Annotated in this window: 26 protein-coding genes and 1 rRNA gene; 1 reads left to right on the forward strand and 26 read right to left on the reverse strand. The window is 48.0% G+C overall.

Annotation, left to right across the window (positions count from 1 at the left end):
- Positions 1 to 104: ribosomal RNA gene (locus E4T81_RS12615) — 16S ribosomal RNA — on the reverse strand; the annotation flags it as partial.
- Positions 105 to 619: 515 nt separating this feature from the next.
- Between E4T81_RS12615 and E4T81_RS12620 the strand changes: the two genes are divergently transcribed.
- Positions 620 to 1,489 carry an N-acetylmuramoyl-L-alanine amidase-like domain-containing protein gene (locus E4T81_RS12620; RefSeq protein WP_135045127.1) on the forward strand — a complete coding sequence of 290 codons (870 nt, stop codon included), beginning with the start codon at positions 620 to 622 and terminating at the stop codon, positions 1,487 to 1,489.
- Positions 1,490 to 1,569: 80 nt separating this feature from the next.
- Here the strand turns inward: E4T81_RS12620 and eno are convergent, their stop codons facing one another.
- The 25 genes from eno to rplV all read right to left on the reverse strand — a co-directional run bounded on the left by eno (position 1,570) and on the right by rplV (position 14,964).
- Positions 1,570 to 2,865 (reverse strand): phosphopyruvate hydratase, encoded by a 1,296-nt coding sequence (gene eno / locus E4T81_RS12625; protein WP_135045129.1) that lies wholly within the window; start codon positions 2,863 to 2,865, stop codon positions 1,570 to 1,572.
- Between the two features lie 254 nt (positions 2,866 to 3,119).
- Positions 3,120 to 3,617 (reverse strand): 50S ribosomal protein L17, encoded by a 498-nt coding sequence (gene rplQ / locus E4T81_RS12630; RefSeq protein WP_135045131.1) that lies wholly within the window; start codon positions 3,615 to 3,617, stop codon positions 3,120 to 3,122.
- Between the two features lie 6 nt (positions 3,618 to 3,623).
- Complete coding sequence (locus E4T81_RS12635; RefSeq protein ID WP_135045133.1) at positions 3,624 to 4,616, reverse strand: DNA-directed RNA polymerase subunit alpha; 993 nt, start codon at positions 4,614 to 4,616, stop codon at positions 3,624 to 3,626.
- A gap of 20 nt (positions 4,617 to 4,636) precedes the next feature.
- Positions 4,637 to 5,242: a 30S ribosomal protein S4 gene (gene rpsD / locus E4T81_RS12640; RefSeq protein ID WP_135045135.1), complete on the reverse strand. Its 606-nt coding sequence runs from the start codon at positions 5,240 to 5,242 to the stop codon at positions 4,637 to 4,639.
- Between the two features lie 165 nt (positions 5,243 to 5,407).
- Positions 5,408 to 5,797 (reverse strand): 30S ribosomal protein S11, encoded by a 390-nt coding sequence (gene rpsK / locus E4T81_RS12645; protein ID WP_068961807.1) that lies wholly within the window; start codon positions 5,795 to 5,797, stop codon positions 5,408 to 5,410.
- A gap of 9 nt (positions 5,798 to 5,806) precedes the next feature.
- On the reverse strand, positions 5,807 to 6,187 hold the full coding sequence (gene rpsM / locus E4T81_RS12650; protein ID WP_135045138.1) for a 30S ribosomal protein S13: 381 nt from the start codon (positions 6,185 to 6,187) through the stop codon (positions 5,807 to 5,809).
- A 36-nt stretch (positions 6,188 to 6,223) separates the two neighbouring features.
- The gene (gene ykgO, locus E4T81_RS12655) at positions 6,224 to 6,340 is read right to left on the reverse strand and encodes a type B 50S ribosomal protein L36 (protein ID WP_068961805.1); all 117 of its coding nucleotides are present in this window, start codon (positions 6,338 to 6,340) and stop codon (positions 6,224 to 6,226) included.
- Positions 6,341 to 6,360: 20 nt separating this feature from the next.
- Positions 6,361 to 6,579, reverse strand: coding sequence for a translation initiation factor IF-1 (gene infA / locus E4T81_RS12660; protein WP_121699817.1), 219 nt, complete (start codon positions 6,577 to 6,579; stop codon positions 6,361 to 6,363).
- Between the two features lie 9 nt (positions 6,580 to 6,588).
- A complete protein-coding gene (gene map / locus E4T81_RS12665; protein WP_135045140.1) occupies positions 6,589 to 7,371 on the reverse strand; it encodes a type I methionyl aminopeptidase in 783 nt (260 codons plus the stop codon).
- Between the two features lie 33 nt (positions 7,372 to 7,404).
- Positions 7,405 to 8,751: a preprotein translocase subunit SecY gene (secY, locus tag E4T81_RS12670; protein ID WP_209308200.1), complete on the reverse strand. Its 1,347-nt coding sequence runs from the start codon at positions 8,749 to 8,751 to the stop codon at positions 7,405 to 7,407.
- A gap of 2 nt (positions 8,752 to 8,753) precedes the next feature.
- The gene (gene rplO / locus E4T81_RS12675; protein WP_135045144.1) at positions 8,754 to 9,200 is read right to left on the reverse strand and encodes a 50S ribosomal protein L15; all 447 of its coding nucleotides are present in this window, start codon (positions 9,198 to 9,200) and stop codon (positions 8,754 to 8,756) included.
- Between the two features lie 16 nt (positions 9,201 to 9,216).
- Positions 9,217 to 9,396, reverse strand: a complete 180-nt coding sequence (gene rpmD / locus E4T81_RS12680) for a 50S ribosomal protein L30 (RefSeq protein WP_135045146.1) — start codon at positions 9,394 to 9,396, stop codon at positions 9,217 to 9,219.
- A gap of 13 nt (positions 9,397 to 9,409) precedes the next feature.
- Entirely contained in the window at positions 9,410 to 9,928 is a 519-nt protein-coding gene (gene rpsE, locus E4T81_RS12685) for a 30S ribosomal protein S5 (protein WP_135045148.1), read from the reverse strand.
- Between the two features lie 5 nt (positions 9,929 to 9,933).
- Positions 9,934 to 10,275, reverse strand: a complete 342-nt coding sequence (gene rplR, locus E4T81_RS12690; protein WP_135045150.1) for a 50S ribosomal protein L18 — start codon at positions 10,273 to 10,275, stop codon at positions 9,934 to 9,936.
- Positions 10,276 to 10,292: 17 nt separating this feature from the next.
- Positions 10,293 to 10,847 (reverse strand): 50S ribosomal protein L6, encoded by a 555-nt coding sequence (rplF, locus tag E4T81_RS12695; protein ID WP_135045152.1) that lies wholly within the window; start codon positions 10,845 to 10,847, stop codon positions 10,293 to 10,295.
- Between the two features lie 18 nt (positions 10,848 to 10,865).
- Entirely contained in the window at positions 10,866 to 11,264 is a 399-nt protein-coding gene (rpsH, locus tag E4T81_RS12700) for a 30S ribosomal protein S8 (protein WP_135045154.1), read from the reverse strand.
- Positions 11,265 to 11,343: 79 nt separating this feature from the next.
- Positions 11,344 to 11,613 carry a 30S ribosomal protein S14 gene (rpsN, locus tag E4T81_RS12705; protein ID WP_135045156.1) on the reverse strand — a complete coding sequence of 90 codons (270 nt, stop codon included), beginning with the start codon at positions 11,611 to 11,613 and terminating at the stop codon, positions 11,344 to 11,346.
- A gap of 8 nt (positions 11,614 to 11,621) precedes the next feature.
- Positions 11,622 to 12,176: a 50S ribosomal protein L5 gene (rplE, locus tag E4T81_RS12710; RefSeq protein ID WP_135045158.1), complete on the reverse strand. Its 555-nt coding sequence runs from the start codon at positions 12,174 to 12,176 to the stop codon at positions 11,622 to 11,624.
- Complete coding sequence (rplX, locus tag E4T81_RS12715) at positions 12,176 to 12,496, reverse strand: 50S ribosomal protein L24 (protein WP_135045160.1); 321 nt, start codon at positions 12,494 to 12,496, stop codon at positions 12,176 to 12,178. The genes rplE and rplX overlap by 1 nt, the downstream gene beginning before the upstream one ends.
- 25 nt (positions 12,497 to 12,521) lie before the next feature.
- Entirely contained in the window at positions 12,522 to 12,887 is a 366-nt protein-coding gene (gene rplN, locus E4T81_RS12720; protein WP_135045163.1) for a 50S ribosomal protein L14, read from the reverse strand.
- A 2-nt stretch (positions 12,888 to 12,889) separates the two neighbouring features.
- Positions 12,890 to 13,150 carry a 30S ribosomal protein S17 gene (gene rpsQ / locus E4T81_RS12725; RefSeq protein ID WP_135045165.1) on the reverse strand — a complete coding sequence of 87 codons (261 nt, stop codon included), beginning with the start codon at positions 13,148 to 13,150 and terminating at the stop codon, positions 12,890 to 12,892.
- Positions 13,151 to 13,159: 9 nt separating this feature from the next.
- Positions 13,160 to 13,357, reverse strand: coding sequence for a 50S ribosomal protein L29 (rpmC, locus tag E4T81_RS12730; RefSeq protein ID WP_135045167.1), 198 nt, complete (start codon positions 13,355 to 13,357; stop codon positions 13,160 to 13,162).
- A gap of 6 nt (positions 13,358 to 13,363) precedes the next feature.
- Entirely contained in the window at positions 13,364 to 13,795 is a 432-nt protein-coding gene (gene rplP / locus E4T81_RS12735) for a 50S ribosomal protein L16 (RefSeq protein ID WP_135045169.1), read from the reverse strand.
- Positions 13,796 to 13,815: 20 nt separating this feature from the next.
- On the reverse strand, positions 13,816 to 14,547 hold the full coding sequence (gene rpsC, locus E4T81_RS12740) for a 30S ribosomal protein S3 (protein WP_135045171.1): 732 nt from the start codon (positions 14,545 to 14,547) through the stop codon (positions 13,816 to 13,818).
- A gap of 3 nt (positions 14,548 to 14,550) precedes the next feature.
- Complete coding sequence (gene rplV, locus E4T81_RS12745; RefSeq protein WP_135045173.1) at positions 14,551 to 14,964, reverse strand: 50S ribosomal protein L22; 414 nt, start codon at positions 14,962 to 14,964, stop codon at positions 14,551 to 14,553.
- Between the last annotated feature and the right edge of the window lie 35 nt (positions 14,965 to 14,999).

Below are 14,999 nucleotides of genomic sequence, written 5' to 3' on the forward strand. Positions count from 1 at the left end.
CGCCGGCAGAGCTGAGCAAGCTCAGCTCCCCGCTGCCCCTCGACTTGCATGTGTTAGGCCTGTCGCTAGCGTTCATCCTGAGCCAGGATCAAACTCTCCGTTGTTTGTATTTAACTTAGTTTGTTTTTATACTGTATACGAAGCCCCCGACTCGTCGCTCGACTTATTTGGACTTGAATTGACTTGAGGCATTATTTCATTAATGCTCTTGTACTGTTTCTTGTCTATTTAATCATTTCAATGTTCTTGCGCTTTCGTTGCTAAATTTATTAGCGGAAAGGTTTTGCAAAGTTATGTCAAATTTTTGAACTAGCAAAATTTTTAACATCTTTTTAATTTCAGTTCCGATTTTTCATCAGCTGCAAACTCTTTTGCATTTCGTTGCTTTCCCAAAAGCGAGTGCAAAGTTATGCACCTTTTCCGAAACTTCCAAATATTCCAGGAAGTTTTTTCATAATATTTTTCGCCATTTTTAATATTTCGCTAATTTACAATAACTTATCAATAAAAGATTTTTACAGCAAAAAATCACAACAATCGGTATTCCCCACCAAGTTGATTTAAATTTGGGTATGTGGTGCTATTTTCGTATCTTTGTTATTATCGTAAAGCAATAATTATGATTAAACACTTTTTAACCGGATTTTTTATCACAACCGCTGTTACATGCAATTGTGCCAACCTGCATGACATAAGGTTTCATGATGAAAATGCCGACACAACAAAAATAGGCGCATTGCTTATTGAAGCGACTGCCGCCACCGAGGGCATGTCCCCGGAAGCGAGAGTGGCATATATAGGTAAAGAATTTCTCGGGACACCATATGTTGCAGGGACGCTTGAAAGCGACGAGGGCGAACGGCTTACCATAAACATGGAGGAGATGGACTGCACAACATACGTGGAAACGGTGATGGCTCTCGCATATACAATAGGTGAAGGAAGGACATCGTGGCGTGATTTCGCATATAATCTTGAGCGGCTCCGCTACCGTTCAGGCGAACAGAAAGACTTCGGGTCGCGCCTTCACTATCCGAGCGACTGGATTGTGGACAATGTACACCGCGGGAATTTCAAGGAAGTGACCGGCTCGCTTGCCGGCAGCGAACATCAGGTGAAATCGCTTGACTTTATAAGCCGTAACAGGGATAAGTATCCCGCCCTCTCCGATTCGATAAGCTATGACCGCATACGCAATACGGAGCTGGGATATCGCAACCACCGTTTTCCTTATATAAAGGCGCCGAAACTAACAATGAAGGACATCACGGCCCAGCTTCGCGAAGGTGACATAGTGCTCATCACGACTAAAACCCCGGGGCTCGACGTACAGCACATGGGAATAATTGTCATCGAAGACGGGACTCCAAAACTGATGCACGCCTCTTCAGCCGCCGGAAAGGTAATCATAGACAAGATGCCGCTGTCAGAATACGTAAGACGCAACCGCACCGCCACCGGCATCAGAATCCTGCGTCTTAACGAGTGAGCCACGCAGGAGCGCTTTAAAATAAAAAAAGTTGCTGACCCGAAGGTCGGCAACTTTTTTTATTATTGTTCAATGAACTATTATGCCTGGGGCATCTTGGTGCGCTTGCCATAACCATATTCAGCTGCGTCGCCGAGCTCTTCCTGGATGCGGAGAAGCTGGTTGTACTTAGCCATACGGTCAGAACGGCTTGCAGAACCGGTCTTAATCTGTCCGGCGTTGGTAGCGACAGCGATGTCAGCGATAGTAGCGTCTTCAGTCTCGCCTGAACGGTGAGAGATGACAGCGGTGTAGCCGTTACGCTGAGCGAGCTCAACAGCGCGGAGGGTTTCGGTAAGAGAACCGATCTGGTTAACCTTAACAAGGATAGAGTTAGCGCAACCAAGCTCGATACCCTTCTTGAGGTACTTAACGTTAGTAACGAAGAGGTCGTCACCAACGAGCTGGCAACGATTGCCGATAAGGTCGGTAAGAATCTTCCAGCCTTCCCAGTCGTTCTGGTCCATACCATCCTCGATAGAGTCGATAGGATATTTCTCAACGAGAGTCTTGAGGTATTCAGCCTGCTGCTGAGAAGTCAGCTTGGGAGCATCGGCACCCTGCTTCCAGGTATAGTCGTAAACACCGTCCTTGTAGAACTCAGAAGAAGCGCAGTCAAGACCGATGGTGACATCCTTTCCGGGAACATAACCTGCAAGCTCGATAGCCTTGATGATTACGTTAAGAGCGTCCTCAGTTCCGTCAAGCGCGGGAGCGAAACCACCCTCGTCACCTACTGCAGTAGAGAGGCCACGGTCGTGAAGCACCTTCTTGAGGTTGTGGAACACCTCAGTACCCATGCGGATACCTTCCTTGAAGCAGCATGCACCAATAGGACGGATCATGAACTCCTGGAAGCAGATGGGAGCGTCAGAGTGAGCGCCACCGTTGATGATGTTCATCATCGGAACGGGAAGAACGTAAGAGTTGCATCCGCCGATATATTTGTAGAGCGGGAGGTCAAGATAGTCGGCAGCAGCCTTGGCAACTGCGAGCGACACACCGAGGATAGCGTTAGCACCAAGGTTAGACTTGGTCTCAGTGCCATCGAGAGCAAGCATAGTCTCGTCAATCTTAATCTGGTCAAGAGCTGACATGCCAACGAGTGCCTGTGCGATAGGACCGTTTACATTAGCAACAGCCTTGGTCACACCCTTACCCATGTAACGGCTCTTGTCACCGTCACGAAGCTCAAGAGCCTCGTTTTCGCCGGTAGATGCACCGGAGGGAACAGAAGCACGGCCGAAAGCGCCTGATTCAAGAACTACATCTACTTCTACAGTGGGGTTACCACGAGAGTCAAGGACCTCACGTCCAATGATTTTTTCAATTTTCATAATGTTTCTAATAAAAATTATGCAGTGTATAAATTTTGGTCATTTAATTGCTGACAAAGATACAAAAAAAATTTGCTCTGTCATTAACAAAAACAGTTAATAAAAATCATAAAGTCAATAATATCACGCCGACGCGGAGAAATAGCCGCTTTCTTAATCGACACGCCGTGACAATACTTTCTGAACAAAGCAAAATGCCGCCACCGGATAGTTTTTCCAGTGGCGGCATGTAAGGTAAAAGTATCTTAAAGATATTACTCAGCTGCGGGAGCCTCGCTTGCGGGAGCCTCGGTTGCAGGAGCTTCTGCAGCGGGGGCAGCCTTCTCGGCGCTGCTCTTGCGAGAGCGACGGGTGCGGGTTGTCTTCTTGGCAGCTGTATCCTTCATCATGTTTTCATCGTAGTCAACGAGCTCGATGAAGCAAGTCTGCGCGTTGTCACCAAGACGGTTGCCGGTCTTGATAATGCGGGTGTAGCCGCCGTTGCGCTCAGCTATCTTCTGTGCTACCTCGCGGAAAAGCTCAGTGACAGCATACTTGTTCTGAAGGTGGCTGAATACAAGACGGCGGTTAGGAGTGTTGTCCTCCTTAGCGCGGTTGATCAGCGGCTCGGCATACATGCGTAGAGCTTTAGCCTTTGCAAGCGTGGTGAAAATACGCTTGTGCATGATGAGCGAGATAGTCATGTTAGCGAGCAAGGCATCGCGGTGAGCCTTCTTGCGGCCAAGATGGTTGAATTTTTTATTATGTCTCATCGTTTATTACTCTTTATCTAATTTATACTTTGAAATATCCATTCCGAACGACAGGTTAAGATTAGCAAGAAGCTCGTCAAGCTCAGTGAGCGACTTCTTACCGAAGTTACGGAATTTCAAGAGGTCAGTCTTGTTGAACACTACCAACTCGCCAAGAGTCTCGACCTCGGCGCTCTTGAGGCAGTTGAGTGCACGCACGGAAAGATCCATGTCCACTAGCTTAGACTTGAGAAGCTGGCGCATGCGCAGAACTTCTTCGTCAAATTCCTCGTTGCTATCGGTCTCGGTAGTCTCGAGGGTGATCTTCTCGTCAGAGAAGAGCATAAAGTGGTAGATAAGAATCTTTGCGGCTTCTTTAAGAGCATCCTTGGGGAGGATAGAGCCGTTGGTAGTTATCTCAATAATCAATTTTTCGTAGTCGGTCTTTTGGTCGACGCGGAAGTTTTCAACAGTGTACTTCACATTCTTAATCGGCGTGTAAATCGAGTCGATAGCGATTACGTCGATAGCATCGGCGGGATTGGCATTTTCCTCGGCGGGAACCCAACCGCGACCTTTGTTGATAGTGATGTCAAGCTGAAAACTTGCACCGGGATCCAAATGACAAATGACCTGGTCGGGATTGAGAACCTCAAATCCGGTAAGAACCTTGCCTATGTCACCGGCCTTGAACACCTCCTGACCTGACACTGTGATTGTAGCCTTCTCAGTTTCGGCATCTTCGACAACTTGCTTGAGGTCAACCTTCTTGAGGTTAAGGATGATATTGGTGACATCTTCCTTAACACCGGGGATTGTGTCGAACTCATGCTTTACGCCATCGATGCGAATCGAAGATATGGCATAGCCTTCAAGAGAAGAGAGCAGGATGCGGCGGAGCGCGTTACCTACAGTTATACCATATCCGGGCTCCAATGGCTTGAACTCGAATTTACCGAAAAAATTATCGGCTTCCAACATGACAACTTTGTCAGGTTTCTGAAATGCTAAAATAGCCATGGATCTACGTGTTAAAATGATTATTTAGAATACAACTCAACGATAAGCTGCTCCTTGATGTTTTCGGGGATATCCTCGCGTGTAGGCACATGAAGCATCTTGCCGGCCTTAGCTGACTCATCCCATTCAAGCCAGGGATACTTGCTGTGGTTAAATCCGGCAAGCGCGTCGGCGATTACTTCAAGAGACTTGGAACGCTCACGTACACCGATTACATCACCGGGCTGTACATGATAGGAAGCGATGTTAACAACGCCGCCGTTGACAGTGATGTGACGGTGAAGCACGAGCTGACGGGCAGCTGCGCGTGTAGGAGCGATGCCAAGACGATAAACGATGTTGTCAAGGCGTGATTCGAGAAGCTGGAGAAGCACCTCACCGGTGATACCCTTAGTGCGAGACGCACGATCAAAAAGATTGTGGAACTGCTTTTCGAGTACACCGTAAGTGTATTTAGCTTTCTGCTTTTCGCGGAGCTGAACGCCATACTCCGAAGACTTGCGACGCTTGTTTACGCCGTGCTGTCCCGGGGGATAGTTCTTCTTAGCAAGAACTTTGTCAGCACCGAAGATAGGCTCGCCAAACTTACGAGCGATCTTTGTTTTAGGACCGGTATATCTAGCCATTTTTGTAAAATCTTAAATTTTGGGATTGACTATGGTTCGTCATCTTAGTGCAGCCGCGACCACAGAGAGGTGATAAAAATTGTGGTCTATTCACATTCAATGCCGCTTCACAATCAAAAGCCTCAGTTGATAGATAAGTGAAAGTAACTTTAAATAAAGATCTTATTATACGCGACGACGCTTGGGAGGACGGCATCCGTTGTGGGGCAGCGGAGTAACGTCGATAATCTCGGTCACTTCGATTCCTGCACCGTGGATTGTACGGATAGCTGACTCACGGCCGTTGCCGGGGCCTTTAACATAGGCTTTCACTTTGCGCAGACCGAGGTCGTAAGCGACCTTTGCGCAATCCTGTGCCGCCATCTGGGCTGCATAGGGGGTGTTCTTCTTTGAGCCACGGAAGCCCATCTTACCTGCGCTTGACCAGGAGATGACTTGACCCTCCGAATTTGCCAGGCACACGATAATGTTGTTGAAAGACGAGTGTACATGAAGCTGACCGTTTGCGTCAACCTTGACATTTCTCTTCTTTGCTGCGACTGTCTTTTTTGCCATACTAATTTATTATTTTGTAGCTTTCTTCTTGTTAGCAACTGTTTTCTTGCGACCCTTGCGAGTACGTGCATTGTTCTTTGTGCTCTGACCACGCACGGGCAGACCGATACGGTGACGGATACCACGGTAGCAACCGATGTCCATCAGACGCTTGATGTTGAGCTGGATTTCGCTGCGGAGGTCACCCTCTACCTTGTAGTTGGCACCGATTACCTCACGGACAGCGGCAGCCTGAGCGTCGGTCCAGTCTTTAACTTTGATGTTTTTGTCAACTCCGGCTTTCTCAAGGATAGAGTTAGCGGCGCTACGTCCGATGCCGAATATATAAGTCAAGGCGATTTCACCTCTTTTGTTTTGGGGGAGATCCACTCCCACGATTCTAACTGCCATATTGATTGACTAAATTTTCTGCAAAAATACTAAAAATTATCCTTGGCGCTGTTTATACTTCGGATTTTTCTTATTAATCACGTAAAGGCGACCCTTGCGACGCACGATTTTGCTGTCGGGAGTACGCTTCTTAATTGAGGCTCTTACTTTCATATCTTATTGTTTTTTTCTTATTATTTGTATCTAAATGCAATTCTGCCCTTTGACAAGTCATAGGGAGACATCTCCACTCTCACCTTGTCGCCGGGAAGAATACGGATATAATGCATGCGCATCTTTCCGGAGATGTGAGCAGTGATTTCGTGTCCGTTTTCAAGTTCCACACGGAACATTGCGTTGCTCAACGCCTCCACTATAGTACCGTCTTGTTCGATTGCAGCCTGTTTTGCCATAAAATAAGTTTAAATTGCTTTATTACCTAATACCTGATCCACATAGTCAAAGGTGGTAAGGATCTCTGTTTCTCCTCCTATGACAGCCACTGTGTGTTCGTAATGAGCCGAAGGCTTGCCGTCACGAGTGCGGCATGTCCATCCGTCCTTTCCGATCACGATGTTTCGCTTGCCAAGATTTACCATAGGCTCGATTGCGAGACACATGCCATTTTTGATAATCGCACCCATGCCCTTGCGTCCGTAGTTAGGCACCTCGGGGTCTTCATGCATGCTCTTACCGATACCATGTCCACACATCTCTCTCACGATAGAATAGCCGTGGCGCTCGCAGTAAGTCTGCACCGCGTTGGCTATATCGCCTATTCTGTTTCCCTCCTTACATGCCGCGATGCCCTTGTAAAGCGACTCCTTGGTCGTCTTCATGAGAGCGAGCACTTCAGGCGCAACCTCCCCTACCGGGAATGTGTAACACTGGTCACCGTTGTAGCCGTTAAGCTCGACCACACAGTCAAGACCAACGATGTCGCCTTCACGGAGAGCGTAATTGGAAGGGAAGCCATGAACCACTACCTCGTTGACCTCAATACACAGAGTACCGGGAAAGCCGCCATAGCCAAGACACGCAGGCTTGCCTCCATTGTCCTGGATGAACTCACGGGCAATGGTGTCAAGTCTAAATGTCGTAACACCGGGAGTCACCCACTTGGCAACTTCACCAAGTGTGCGACTCACGAGATTACAGGCTTCGCGCATAAGCGCTATTTCTTCCGATGTCTTGAGATAGATCATTTATTGATGATAAATATCAAAAATTCAACTTAATCAATAAGCACTGCCGGTTGTACGACCCTTAATCTTGCCATCCTTCATGAGACCATCGTAGTGGTGCATCATAAGATGTGACTCAATCTGCTGGAGAGTGTCAAGCACTACACCGACAAGGATGAGCAGCGATGTTCCACCGAAGAACTGTGCAAAATTCTGGCTTACGCCAAACAGACGTGCAAATGCAGGCATTACAGCCACAATACCGAGGAAAAGCGAGCCTGGCAAAGTGATTCTCGACATGATCGAGTCAAGATACTCGACAGTCTTCTTGCCGGGCTTAACGCCGGGGATAAATCCATTGTTGCGCTTCATATTGTCAGCCATCTCGGTAGGACGTACCGTGATTGCAGTATAGAAATATGTGAATGCGACAATAAGGATGAAGTATGTGATATTATATGCCAGACCATTTATGTCGGAGAACTTGACAAAAATCGAGTTTTCCTTGGCTCCGAATCCTGCAAGAGTGATAGGGATAAACATGATAGCCTGGGCAAAGATAATCGGCATCACACCGGCGGCGTTTACCTTCAACGGGATATACTGACGTGCGCCGCCATACTGCTTGTTGCCGACAATGCGCTTAGCATACTGCACGGGCACCTTACGTGTACCCTGTACAAGAAGCACGGCACCTACGGTAACTGCAAACAGCAACACAAGCTCGACGATAAACATGACAAGTCCGCCCTCAGAGCCGGTAGAACCGGGGAGACGGCTGACAAATTCATAATACAGAGCCTGCGGCAGACGGGCGATAATACCCACAAGGATAATGAAAGAAATACCGTTACCGATACCACGGTCAGTTATACGCTCACCGAGCCACATGATAAACATGGAGCCAGCAGCAAGAATGACTGTGAGGTAAAGGATGGTCCAGAAACCCATTGACGCGTGACCGCCGGCACCATTCACCTGATATTGCAGGTTCATCAGATAGGCAGGACCCTGAAGCAACAGGATAATCACTGTAAGGTAACGGGTATACTGATTTAACTTCTGGCGACCGCTCTCTCCTTCCCGCTGCATCTTCTGGAACGAGGGGAGCACCATGCCGAGCAGCTGTATCACGATCGATGCAGTAATGTAAGGCATGATACCAAGCGCGAAAATCGACGCCTGTGAGAACGCACCACCCGAGAACATATCGAGGAGCTGCATAAGACCGCTTCCCGAAGTGAACTTTGCCAATGCATCAAGATCATCGGGGTGGATACCCGGAAGCACCACGTAACATCCCAACCGGTAAACGAATACCAGAAGGAATGTCACGAGGAGACGCTTGCGGAGCTCTTCGATTGTCCAAATGTTTTTGATGGTTTGAACAAATCTCATTATAATTAAACTTTAGCAATTGAACCACCGGCTGCCTCGATAGCCTTCTGAGCGGCTTCTGAGAAAGCATTAGCTTCAACAGCGATTGCACGTGTGATAGTTCCGGTAGCAAGAATCTTGACCAATTGCTTGCGTGAGATGAAACCGGCTGCGCGGAGTTCTTCAAGACCGATCTTCTCAAGACCCTTCGCTGCTGCGAGAGTTTCAAGGTCACCTACATTGATAGCCTTGTACTCTACACGGTTGATGTTCTTGAAGCCAAACTTCGGAAGACGGCGCTGAAGCGGCATCTGACCACCTTCAAAACCAATCTTGCGAGAATAGCCTGAACGAGACTTGGCACCCTTGTGTCCGCGGGTAGATGTACCTCCCTTACCGGAACCGGGACCACGACCAATACGCTTTTTCTTCTTATTTGACCCTACGGCGGGCTGGATAGTATTTAATTCCATAACTTAAAGTCCTGAATTATGCGTTGGTCACTTCTACGAGGTGACGAACACGGTTAACCATTCCCATCACGTCGGGGGTGTCTTCCTTAACCACCGAATGATGCATTTTCTTCAAGCCAAGCGCGTCAAGAGTCAGTTTCTGAACCTTAGGCGCATTGATACGGCTCTTAATCTGAGTTATTTTAATTTTTGCCATTGTTCAAGTTGATTTAACCGTTATACACTTTTTCGAGCGAAACGCCACGATTCTGTGCCACTTGAAGCGGGCTACGCATCTCACCGAGAGCCTCGATAGTCGCCTTCACAAGGTTGTGAGGGTTGGATGAACCCTTAGACTTGGCAAGCACGTCGGTAACGCCTACACTCTCAAGCACAGCACGCATCGCACCACCGGCCTTTACTCCGGTACCGTGAGAAGCAGGCTTGAGGATTACGCGTGAACCGCCAAACTTTGCCTCCTGCTCGTGAGGGATAGTGCCTTTGTGAACCGGAACACGGATAAGGTTCTTCTTAGCAGCTTCAACGCCCTTTGCGATGGCAGCTGTAACTTCATTTGCCTTTCCGAGACCCCAGCCAACAATACCGTTTTCGTTACCTACTACAACGATAGCGGCGAAAGTGAATGTACGACCACCCTTTGTAACCTTGGTAACGCGGTTGATGGCAACGAGACGATCCTTGAGCTCAAGGTCGTTGGTAGATTTAACTCTATTATTCTTATTTGCCATGATTCTTAAAATTTAAGTCCGCCTTCGCGAGCCGCGTCAGCCAATGATTTAACACGACCATGGAACAGATAGCCATTACGGTCGAAAACTACCTCAGTGATGCCGGCAGCAAGCGCCTTCTCAGCGATAGCCTTGCCAACCTTTGCGGCAACCTCAGTCTTGGTGCCGCCTTCGAGACCCTTTGAAGAGCAGGCAACGATTGTGTTGCCGGCAAGGTCGTCGATCACCTGTACATAAATCTGCTTGTTGCTGCGGAACACCGTCATACGGGGACGAGCGGCGGTGCCAGACACTTTACCACGGATACGTGTCTTGATTTTATTTCTTCTTTGTATCTTGGATATCATGATTCTGTCTACTTTAATTATTTAGCACCTGCCGATTTACCAGACTTGCGACGGATTACCTCACCGACAAACTTGATACCCTTACCCTTGTAAGGCTCAGGCTTGCGGAGCGAGCGGATCTTGGCACATACCTGACCAAGCAGCTGCTTGTCATCGCTTTCGAGAATAATAAGAGGGTTCTTGTTACGCTCGGTCTTCGCTTCAACCTTGACTTCCTTGGGAAGCTTGATAAATATAGCGTGGGAAAATCCGAGTGACAGCTCAAGCACCTGACCTTCAGAAGTAGCACGATAACCTACACCGACGAGCTCCATCTCCTTGCGGTAGCCCTGAGATACACCGACAACCATGTTGTGGATCAAGGCACGGTAGAGACCGTGCTGCGCACGATGCTCGCGGTCATCAGAAGGACGGGTGAGAGTCACATGTCCGTCTTCAACCTTTATTGTAAGTTCAGGATTGATTTTCTGTGAGAGTTCACCTTTCGGGCCCTTAACAGTAACTACGTCACCGTTTACAGTGACAGTCACGCCTGCAGGGATTTCAATGGGGGCTTTACCTATTCTTGACATTGCTGTTTCCTCCTATTATTAGTAAACATAACACAATACCTCACCGCCTACCTTGAGCTCACGAGCCTTCTTATTGGTCATGACACCCTTTGAGGTAGAAAGTATGGCAATACCTAACCCGTTCAAAACTCTCGGCATATCTTTGTAGCCGGTATACTGACGAAGACCGGGACGTGAAACACGCTTCAAGCTCTTGATAGCGTTTACCTTGTCGACCGGATCATACTTCAAGGCAATCTTGATGATGCCTGCGGGATTTTCACCATCTACAAACTTATAGTTAAGGATGTAGCCCTGTTCAAAAAGAATCTTGGTGATTTCTTTTTTCAAGTTTGAGGCAGGAATCTCTACTACTCTGTGCTGAGCCTTGATTGCGTTCCTCAATCTTGTTAAATAATCTGCTATTGGATCAGTCATTTTATTGATTTGTTTAAATTGATTCGGGATTATCCGAACAATATTTAATACTCGCGTTTATCTGGATCTCGTGATTTTTTTACCAGCTTGCTTTCTTAACTCCGGGGATAAGTCCGGCAGATGCCATTTCACGGAACTGTATACGTGAAATGCCAAACTGACGCATGTAACCCTTCGGGCGTCCAGTGATGCTGCAACGGTTGTGCAGACGCACTGAAGAAGCATTCTTGGGAAGTTTCTGGAGGCCTTCGTAGTCGCCGGCAGCCTTGAGGGCTGCCTTCTTCTCGGCATACTTCGCTACGAGCTTGGCTCTCTTAACTTCACGAGCCTTCATTGATTCTTTAGCCATAGTATATCTTAGTTGTTTTTAGCGTTCTTGAACGGTAGACCAAATTGCTTCAAAAGAGCATATCCTTCCTCGTCAGTCTTGGCGGTAGTCACGAAAGTGATGTTCATACCCATCATCTTCGAGATTGAATCGATGTTAATCTCAGGGAAGATAATCTGCTCGGTGATACCGAGGGTATAGTTGCCACGGCCGTCAAGCTTGCTCTCGATACCCTTGAAGTCGCGGATACGGGGAAGAGCAACGCGGATAAGACGCTCAAGGAACTCATACATCTTCTCGCGACGCAGAGTCACGCGTGCGCCGATAGGATTCTTCTTACGCACCTTGAAGTTAGAGATATCCTTCTTTGAAAGAGTTGCAACCGCCTTCTGGCCGGTGATGGCTGTAAGCTCGTTGATTGCAGTCTCGATAATCTTCTTGTCCTGAGTTGCAGCGCCGAGGCCCTGATTGATGACAATCTTCTCAAGGCGGGGCACCTGCATTACTGTCGAGTAGTTAAACTCCTTCTCAAGAGCGGGGACAATGCGCTCCTTATAGTCTTTCTTAAGTGTCGCTGTGCTCATTACTTAATCTCCTCTCCTGATTTTTTAGAATAACGTACTGACTTTCCTTCCTCGTTCTTGCGACGGCCGACACGGCAGGGCTTGCCGGTCTTGGGGTCGAGAAGCGCGAGATTGGAAATATGCACCGGAGCTTCAATCTTGATGATTCCGCCCTGGGGATGCTTAGCATTTGGCTTGGTACTCTTAGATACCATGTTGATACCTTCAACGATAGCGCGATCTTTGCTTACCTGCACGGTGAGCACGCGGCCGGTCTTGCCGCGGTCCTCGCCTGAGAGCACATAAACTGTATCGCCCTTTTTAATATTTAATTTGCTCATTGTGGTTTACTTCTTTTACTATGGATTAAAGTACTTCGGGGGCGAGTGAAACAATCTTCATGTTGGTAGCGCGGAGTTCGCGGGCAACCGGTCCGAAGATACGAGTTCCGCGAAGCTCGCCTGCGTTGTTCAACAACACACACGCGTTGTCATCGAAGCGGATATAAGAACCGTCGGGGCGACGCACCTCTTTCTTTGTGCGTACAACGACAGCCTTTGATACAGTACCCTTCTTTACGTCAGACGAGGGGATGACATTCTTCACCGACACTACGATGATGTCACCTACCGACGCGTAACGACGACCTGTACCACCAAGTACATGGATGCAAAGAGCTTCCTTTGCGCCACTGTTGTCTGCAACAGTCAAACGTGATTCAGTCTGTATCATAATTACTTAACTTTTTCGATTATTTCAACTAATCTCCATCTCTTAGTCTTGCTCAGAGGACGGGTCTCCATAAGTCTAACGGTGTCGCCGATGCTGCACTCATTATTTTCGTCGTGAGCGTGATATTTCTTTGTCTTGTTGACAAATTTACCGTAGATGGGGTGCTTTTCCTTCCACTTCACCATAACGGTGATGGTCTTGTCACCCTTGTTGGACGATACAACCCCAATACGCTCTTTTCTTAAATTTCTCTTTTCTTCCATTTCTTGGGATTATTTATTGTTTAGTTCACGCTGACGCAACTCAGTCTTCATGCGTGCAATCATTTTACGGTCACGTGTAATGGCTGCAGGATTATCGACCGGAGAAACGGCATGATTGATCTTCATCTGAAGATAATCTTTCTGTGCCTGCTCAAGACGATCCTTGAGGTCCTGAGTGCTGAGTTCCTTAATTTCTTCTTTCTTCATAATCTTTTACACGTTTTGAGTTGGGTCATAATCGCGGCGAACGATAAACTTGGTGGTCACAGGGAGCTTCTGTGCTGCAAGGCGAAGTGCCTCCTTAGCTACATCGAAGGGCACGCCTTCAAGCTCGATGAGGATACGTCCCGGAGTAACGGGCGCCACGAATCCTTCAGGGTTACCTTTACCTTTACCCATACGCACCTCGGCAGGCTTCTTGGTAATAGGCTTATCTGGGAATATGCGGATCCACACCTGACCCTGACGCTGCATGTAACGTGTCACAGCGATACGGGCTGCCTCGATCTGACGACCGGTGATCCACTTTGATTCCAAAGTCTTAATGCCAAACGAACCGAAGGCAAGCTGATTGCCACGCTGCGCGTTGCCCTTCATGCGGCCTTTCTGTTGACGGCGAAATCTGGTTTTCTTTGGTTGTAACATTGTTGTCTTGTTTCAATTCGTTAACGATTGTTTTTAGGTTTGCGGAAACGGTTTCCACGGGGAGCGCCGTTATTGCCGCCACGGCCTTCTTTGCCTGAGTTGGTGAACACGGGAGCAAGCTCGCGCTTTCCGTATACCTCACCACGGCAAATCCAAACCTTAACACCAATCACACCTACCTTGGTGTGTGCCTCTACAAGCGCGTAGTCGATGTCGGCGCGAAGTGTGTGGAGCGGAGTACGTCCTTCCTTGAACATTTCGCTGCGAGCCATTTCAGCGCCGTTAAGACGACCGCTGATCTGAATCTTGACACCTTCCGCACCACTGCGCATTGTACCCTGGATTGCCATCTTCACCGCACGGCGGTAAGCAATCTTGCCCTCAATCTGGCGGGCGATGTTGGCAGCTACAATCTGCGCGTCAAGCTCGGGACGCTTTACCTCGAAGATGTTGATCTGAACATCCTTGTCGGTAATCTTCATAAGCTCCTTCTTCAGCTTGTCTACATCAGCGCCGCCCTTACCGATGATAAGACCGGGACGTGAAGTGCAGATTGTGATAGTGATGAGCTTGAGTGTACGCTCGATAACGATGCGAGAAACACTTGACTTGGCGAGACGGACTTCAAGATATTTGCGGAGCTTGGAATCCTCGAGCAAATTATCACCGTACTTCTTGCCACCATACCAGTTAGAGTCCCAACCACGGATGACGCCTAAGCGGTTGCTTATTGGATTTACTTTCTGTCCCATCTCTTATTCTTTAGTAGTTTTAGTTTTATCAATTGTGTCCACATACAATGTCACGTGATTGGCACGCTTACGGATTCTGTAGCCACGGCCCTGGGGAGCGGGACGAAGTCGCTTCAACATAGGAGCGGGTCCTACGAAGATTGTGCTTACATAGAGCTCGCCGCTCTCTGCCTTACGGTCATTTTTCGCTTCCCAGTTTGCAACTGCCGAACGGAGACACTTCTCCAGGCGTGCAGCTGCTTCTTTATTAGAGAATTTGAGGATACCAAGCGCACGGAACACTTCCTTGCCACGAATCATATCGACCACAAGGCGCATCTTGCGAGGCGACGAGGGCACATCGAGAAGCTTGGCAAATGCCTGTGACTTACGGGCATCCTTCTTCAATTCGGCTGATTGTCTTTTTCTTACACCCATTGTATTTAATTTCTTTTCTTGTCAAAAATTTTTAT

The sequence above is a fragment of the Barnesiella sp. WM24 genome, from assembly GCF_004570975.1.
In the GTDB taxonomy this organism is placed as follows: Bacteria; Bacteroidota; Bacteroidia; order Bacteroidales; family Muribaculaceae; genus Muribaculum.

Excerpts from the sequence above, each read along its gene's own strand:
- E4T81_RS12620 (WP_135045127.1), top strand. The coding sequence starts at position 620 with ATGATTAAACACTTTTTAACCGGATTTTTTATCACAACCGCTGTTACA.
- eno (WP_135045129.1), bottom strand. The coding sequence starts at position 2,865 with ATGAAAATTGAAAAAATCATTGGACGTGAGGTCCTTGACTCTCGTGGT.
- rplQ (WP_135045131.1), bottom strand. The coding sequence starts at position 3,617 with ATGAGACATAATAAAAAATTCAACCATCTTGGCCGCAAGAAGGCTCAC.
- E4T81_RS12635 (WP_135045133.1), bottom strand. The coding sequence starts at position 4,616 with ATGGCTATTTTAGCATTTCAGAAACCTGACAAAGTTGTCATGTTGGAA.
- rpsD (WP_135045135.1), bottom strand. The coding sequence starts at position 5,242 with ATGGCTAGATATACCGGTCCTAAAACAAAGATCGCTCGTAAGTTTGGC.
- rpsK (WP_068961807.1), bottom strand. The coding sequence starts at position 5,797 with ATGGCAAAAAAGACAGTCGCAGCAAAGAAGAGAAATGTCAAGGTTGAC.
- rpsM (WP_135045138.1), bottom strand. The coding sequence starts at position 6,187 with ATGGCAGTTAGAATCGTGGGAGTGGATCTCCCCCAAAACAAAAGAGGT.
- ykgO (WP_068961805.1), bottom strand. The coding sequence starts at position 6,340 with ATGAAAGTAAGAGCCTCAATTAAGAAGCGTACTCCCGACAGCAAAATC.
- infA (WP_121699817.1), bottom strand. The coding sequence starts at position 6,579 with ATGGCAAAACAGGCTGCAATCGAACAAGACGGTACTATAGTGGAGGCG.
- map (WP_135045140.1), bottom strand. The coding sequence starts at position 7,371 with ATGATCTATCTCAAGACATCGGAAGAAATAGCGCTTATGCGCGAAGCC.
- rplO (WP_135045144.1), bottom strand. The coding sequence starts at position 9,200 with ATGGAATTAAATACTATCCAGCCCGCCGTAGGGTCAAATAAGAAGAAA.
- rpmD (WP_135045146.1), bottom strand. The coding sequence starts at position 9,396 with ATGGCAAAAATTAAAATAACTCAGATTAAGAGCCGTATCAATGCGCCT.
- rpsE (WP_135045148.1), bottom strand. The coding sequence starts at position 9,928 with ATGGCAAATAAGAATAATAGAGTTAAATCTACCAACGACCTTGAGCTC.
- rplR (WP_135045150.1), bottom strand. The coding sequence starts at position 10,275 with ATGATATCCAAGATACAAAGAAGAAATAAAATCAAGACACGTATCCGT.
- rplF (WP_135045152.1), bottom strand. The coding sequence starts at position 10,847 with ATGTCAAGAATAGGTAAAGCCCCCATTGAAATCCCTGCAGGCGTGACT.
- rpsH (WP_135045154.1), bottom strand. The coding sequence starts at position 11,264 with ATGACTGATCCAATAGCAGATTATTTAACAAGATTGAGGAACGCAATC.
- rpsN (WP_135045156.1), bottom strand. The coding sequence starts at position 11,613 with ATGGCTAAAGAATCAATGAAGGCTCGTGAAGTTAAGAGAGCCAAGCTC.
- rplE (WP_135045158.1), bottom strand. The coding sequence starts at position 12,176 with ATGAGCACAGCGACACTTAAGAAAGACTATAAGGAGCGCATTGTCCCC.
- rplX (WP_135045160.1), bottom strand. The coding sequence starts at position 12,496 with ATGAGCAAATTAAATATTAAAAAGGGCGATACAGTTTATGTGCTCTCA.
- rplN (WP_135045163.1), bottom strand. The coding sequence starts at position 12,887 with ATGATACAGACTGAATCACGTTTGACTGTTGCAGACAACAGTGGCGCA.
- rpsQ (WP_135045165.1), bottom strand. The coding sequence starts at position 13,150 with ATGGAAGAAAAGAGAAATTTAAGAAAAGAGCGTATTGGGGTTGTATCG.
- rpmC (WP_135045167.1), bottom strand. The coding sequence starts at position 13,357 with ATGAAGAAAGAAGAAATTAAGGAACTCAGCACTCAGGACCTCAAGGAT.
- rplP (WP_135045169.1), bottom strand. The coding sequence starts at position 13,795 with ATGTTACAACCAAAGAAAACCAGATTTCGCCGTCAACAGAAAGGCCGC.
- rpsC (WP_135045171.1), bottom strand. The coding sequence starts at position 14,547 with ATGGGACAGAAAGTAAATCCAATAAGCAACCGCTTAGGCGTCATCCGT.
- rplV (WP_135045173.1), bottom strand. The coding sequence starts at position 14,964 with ATGGGTGTAAGAAAAAGACAATCAGCCGAATTGAAGAAGGATGCCCGT.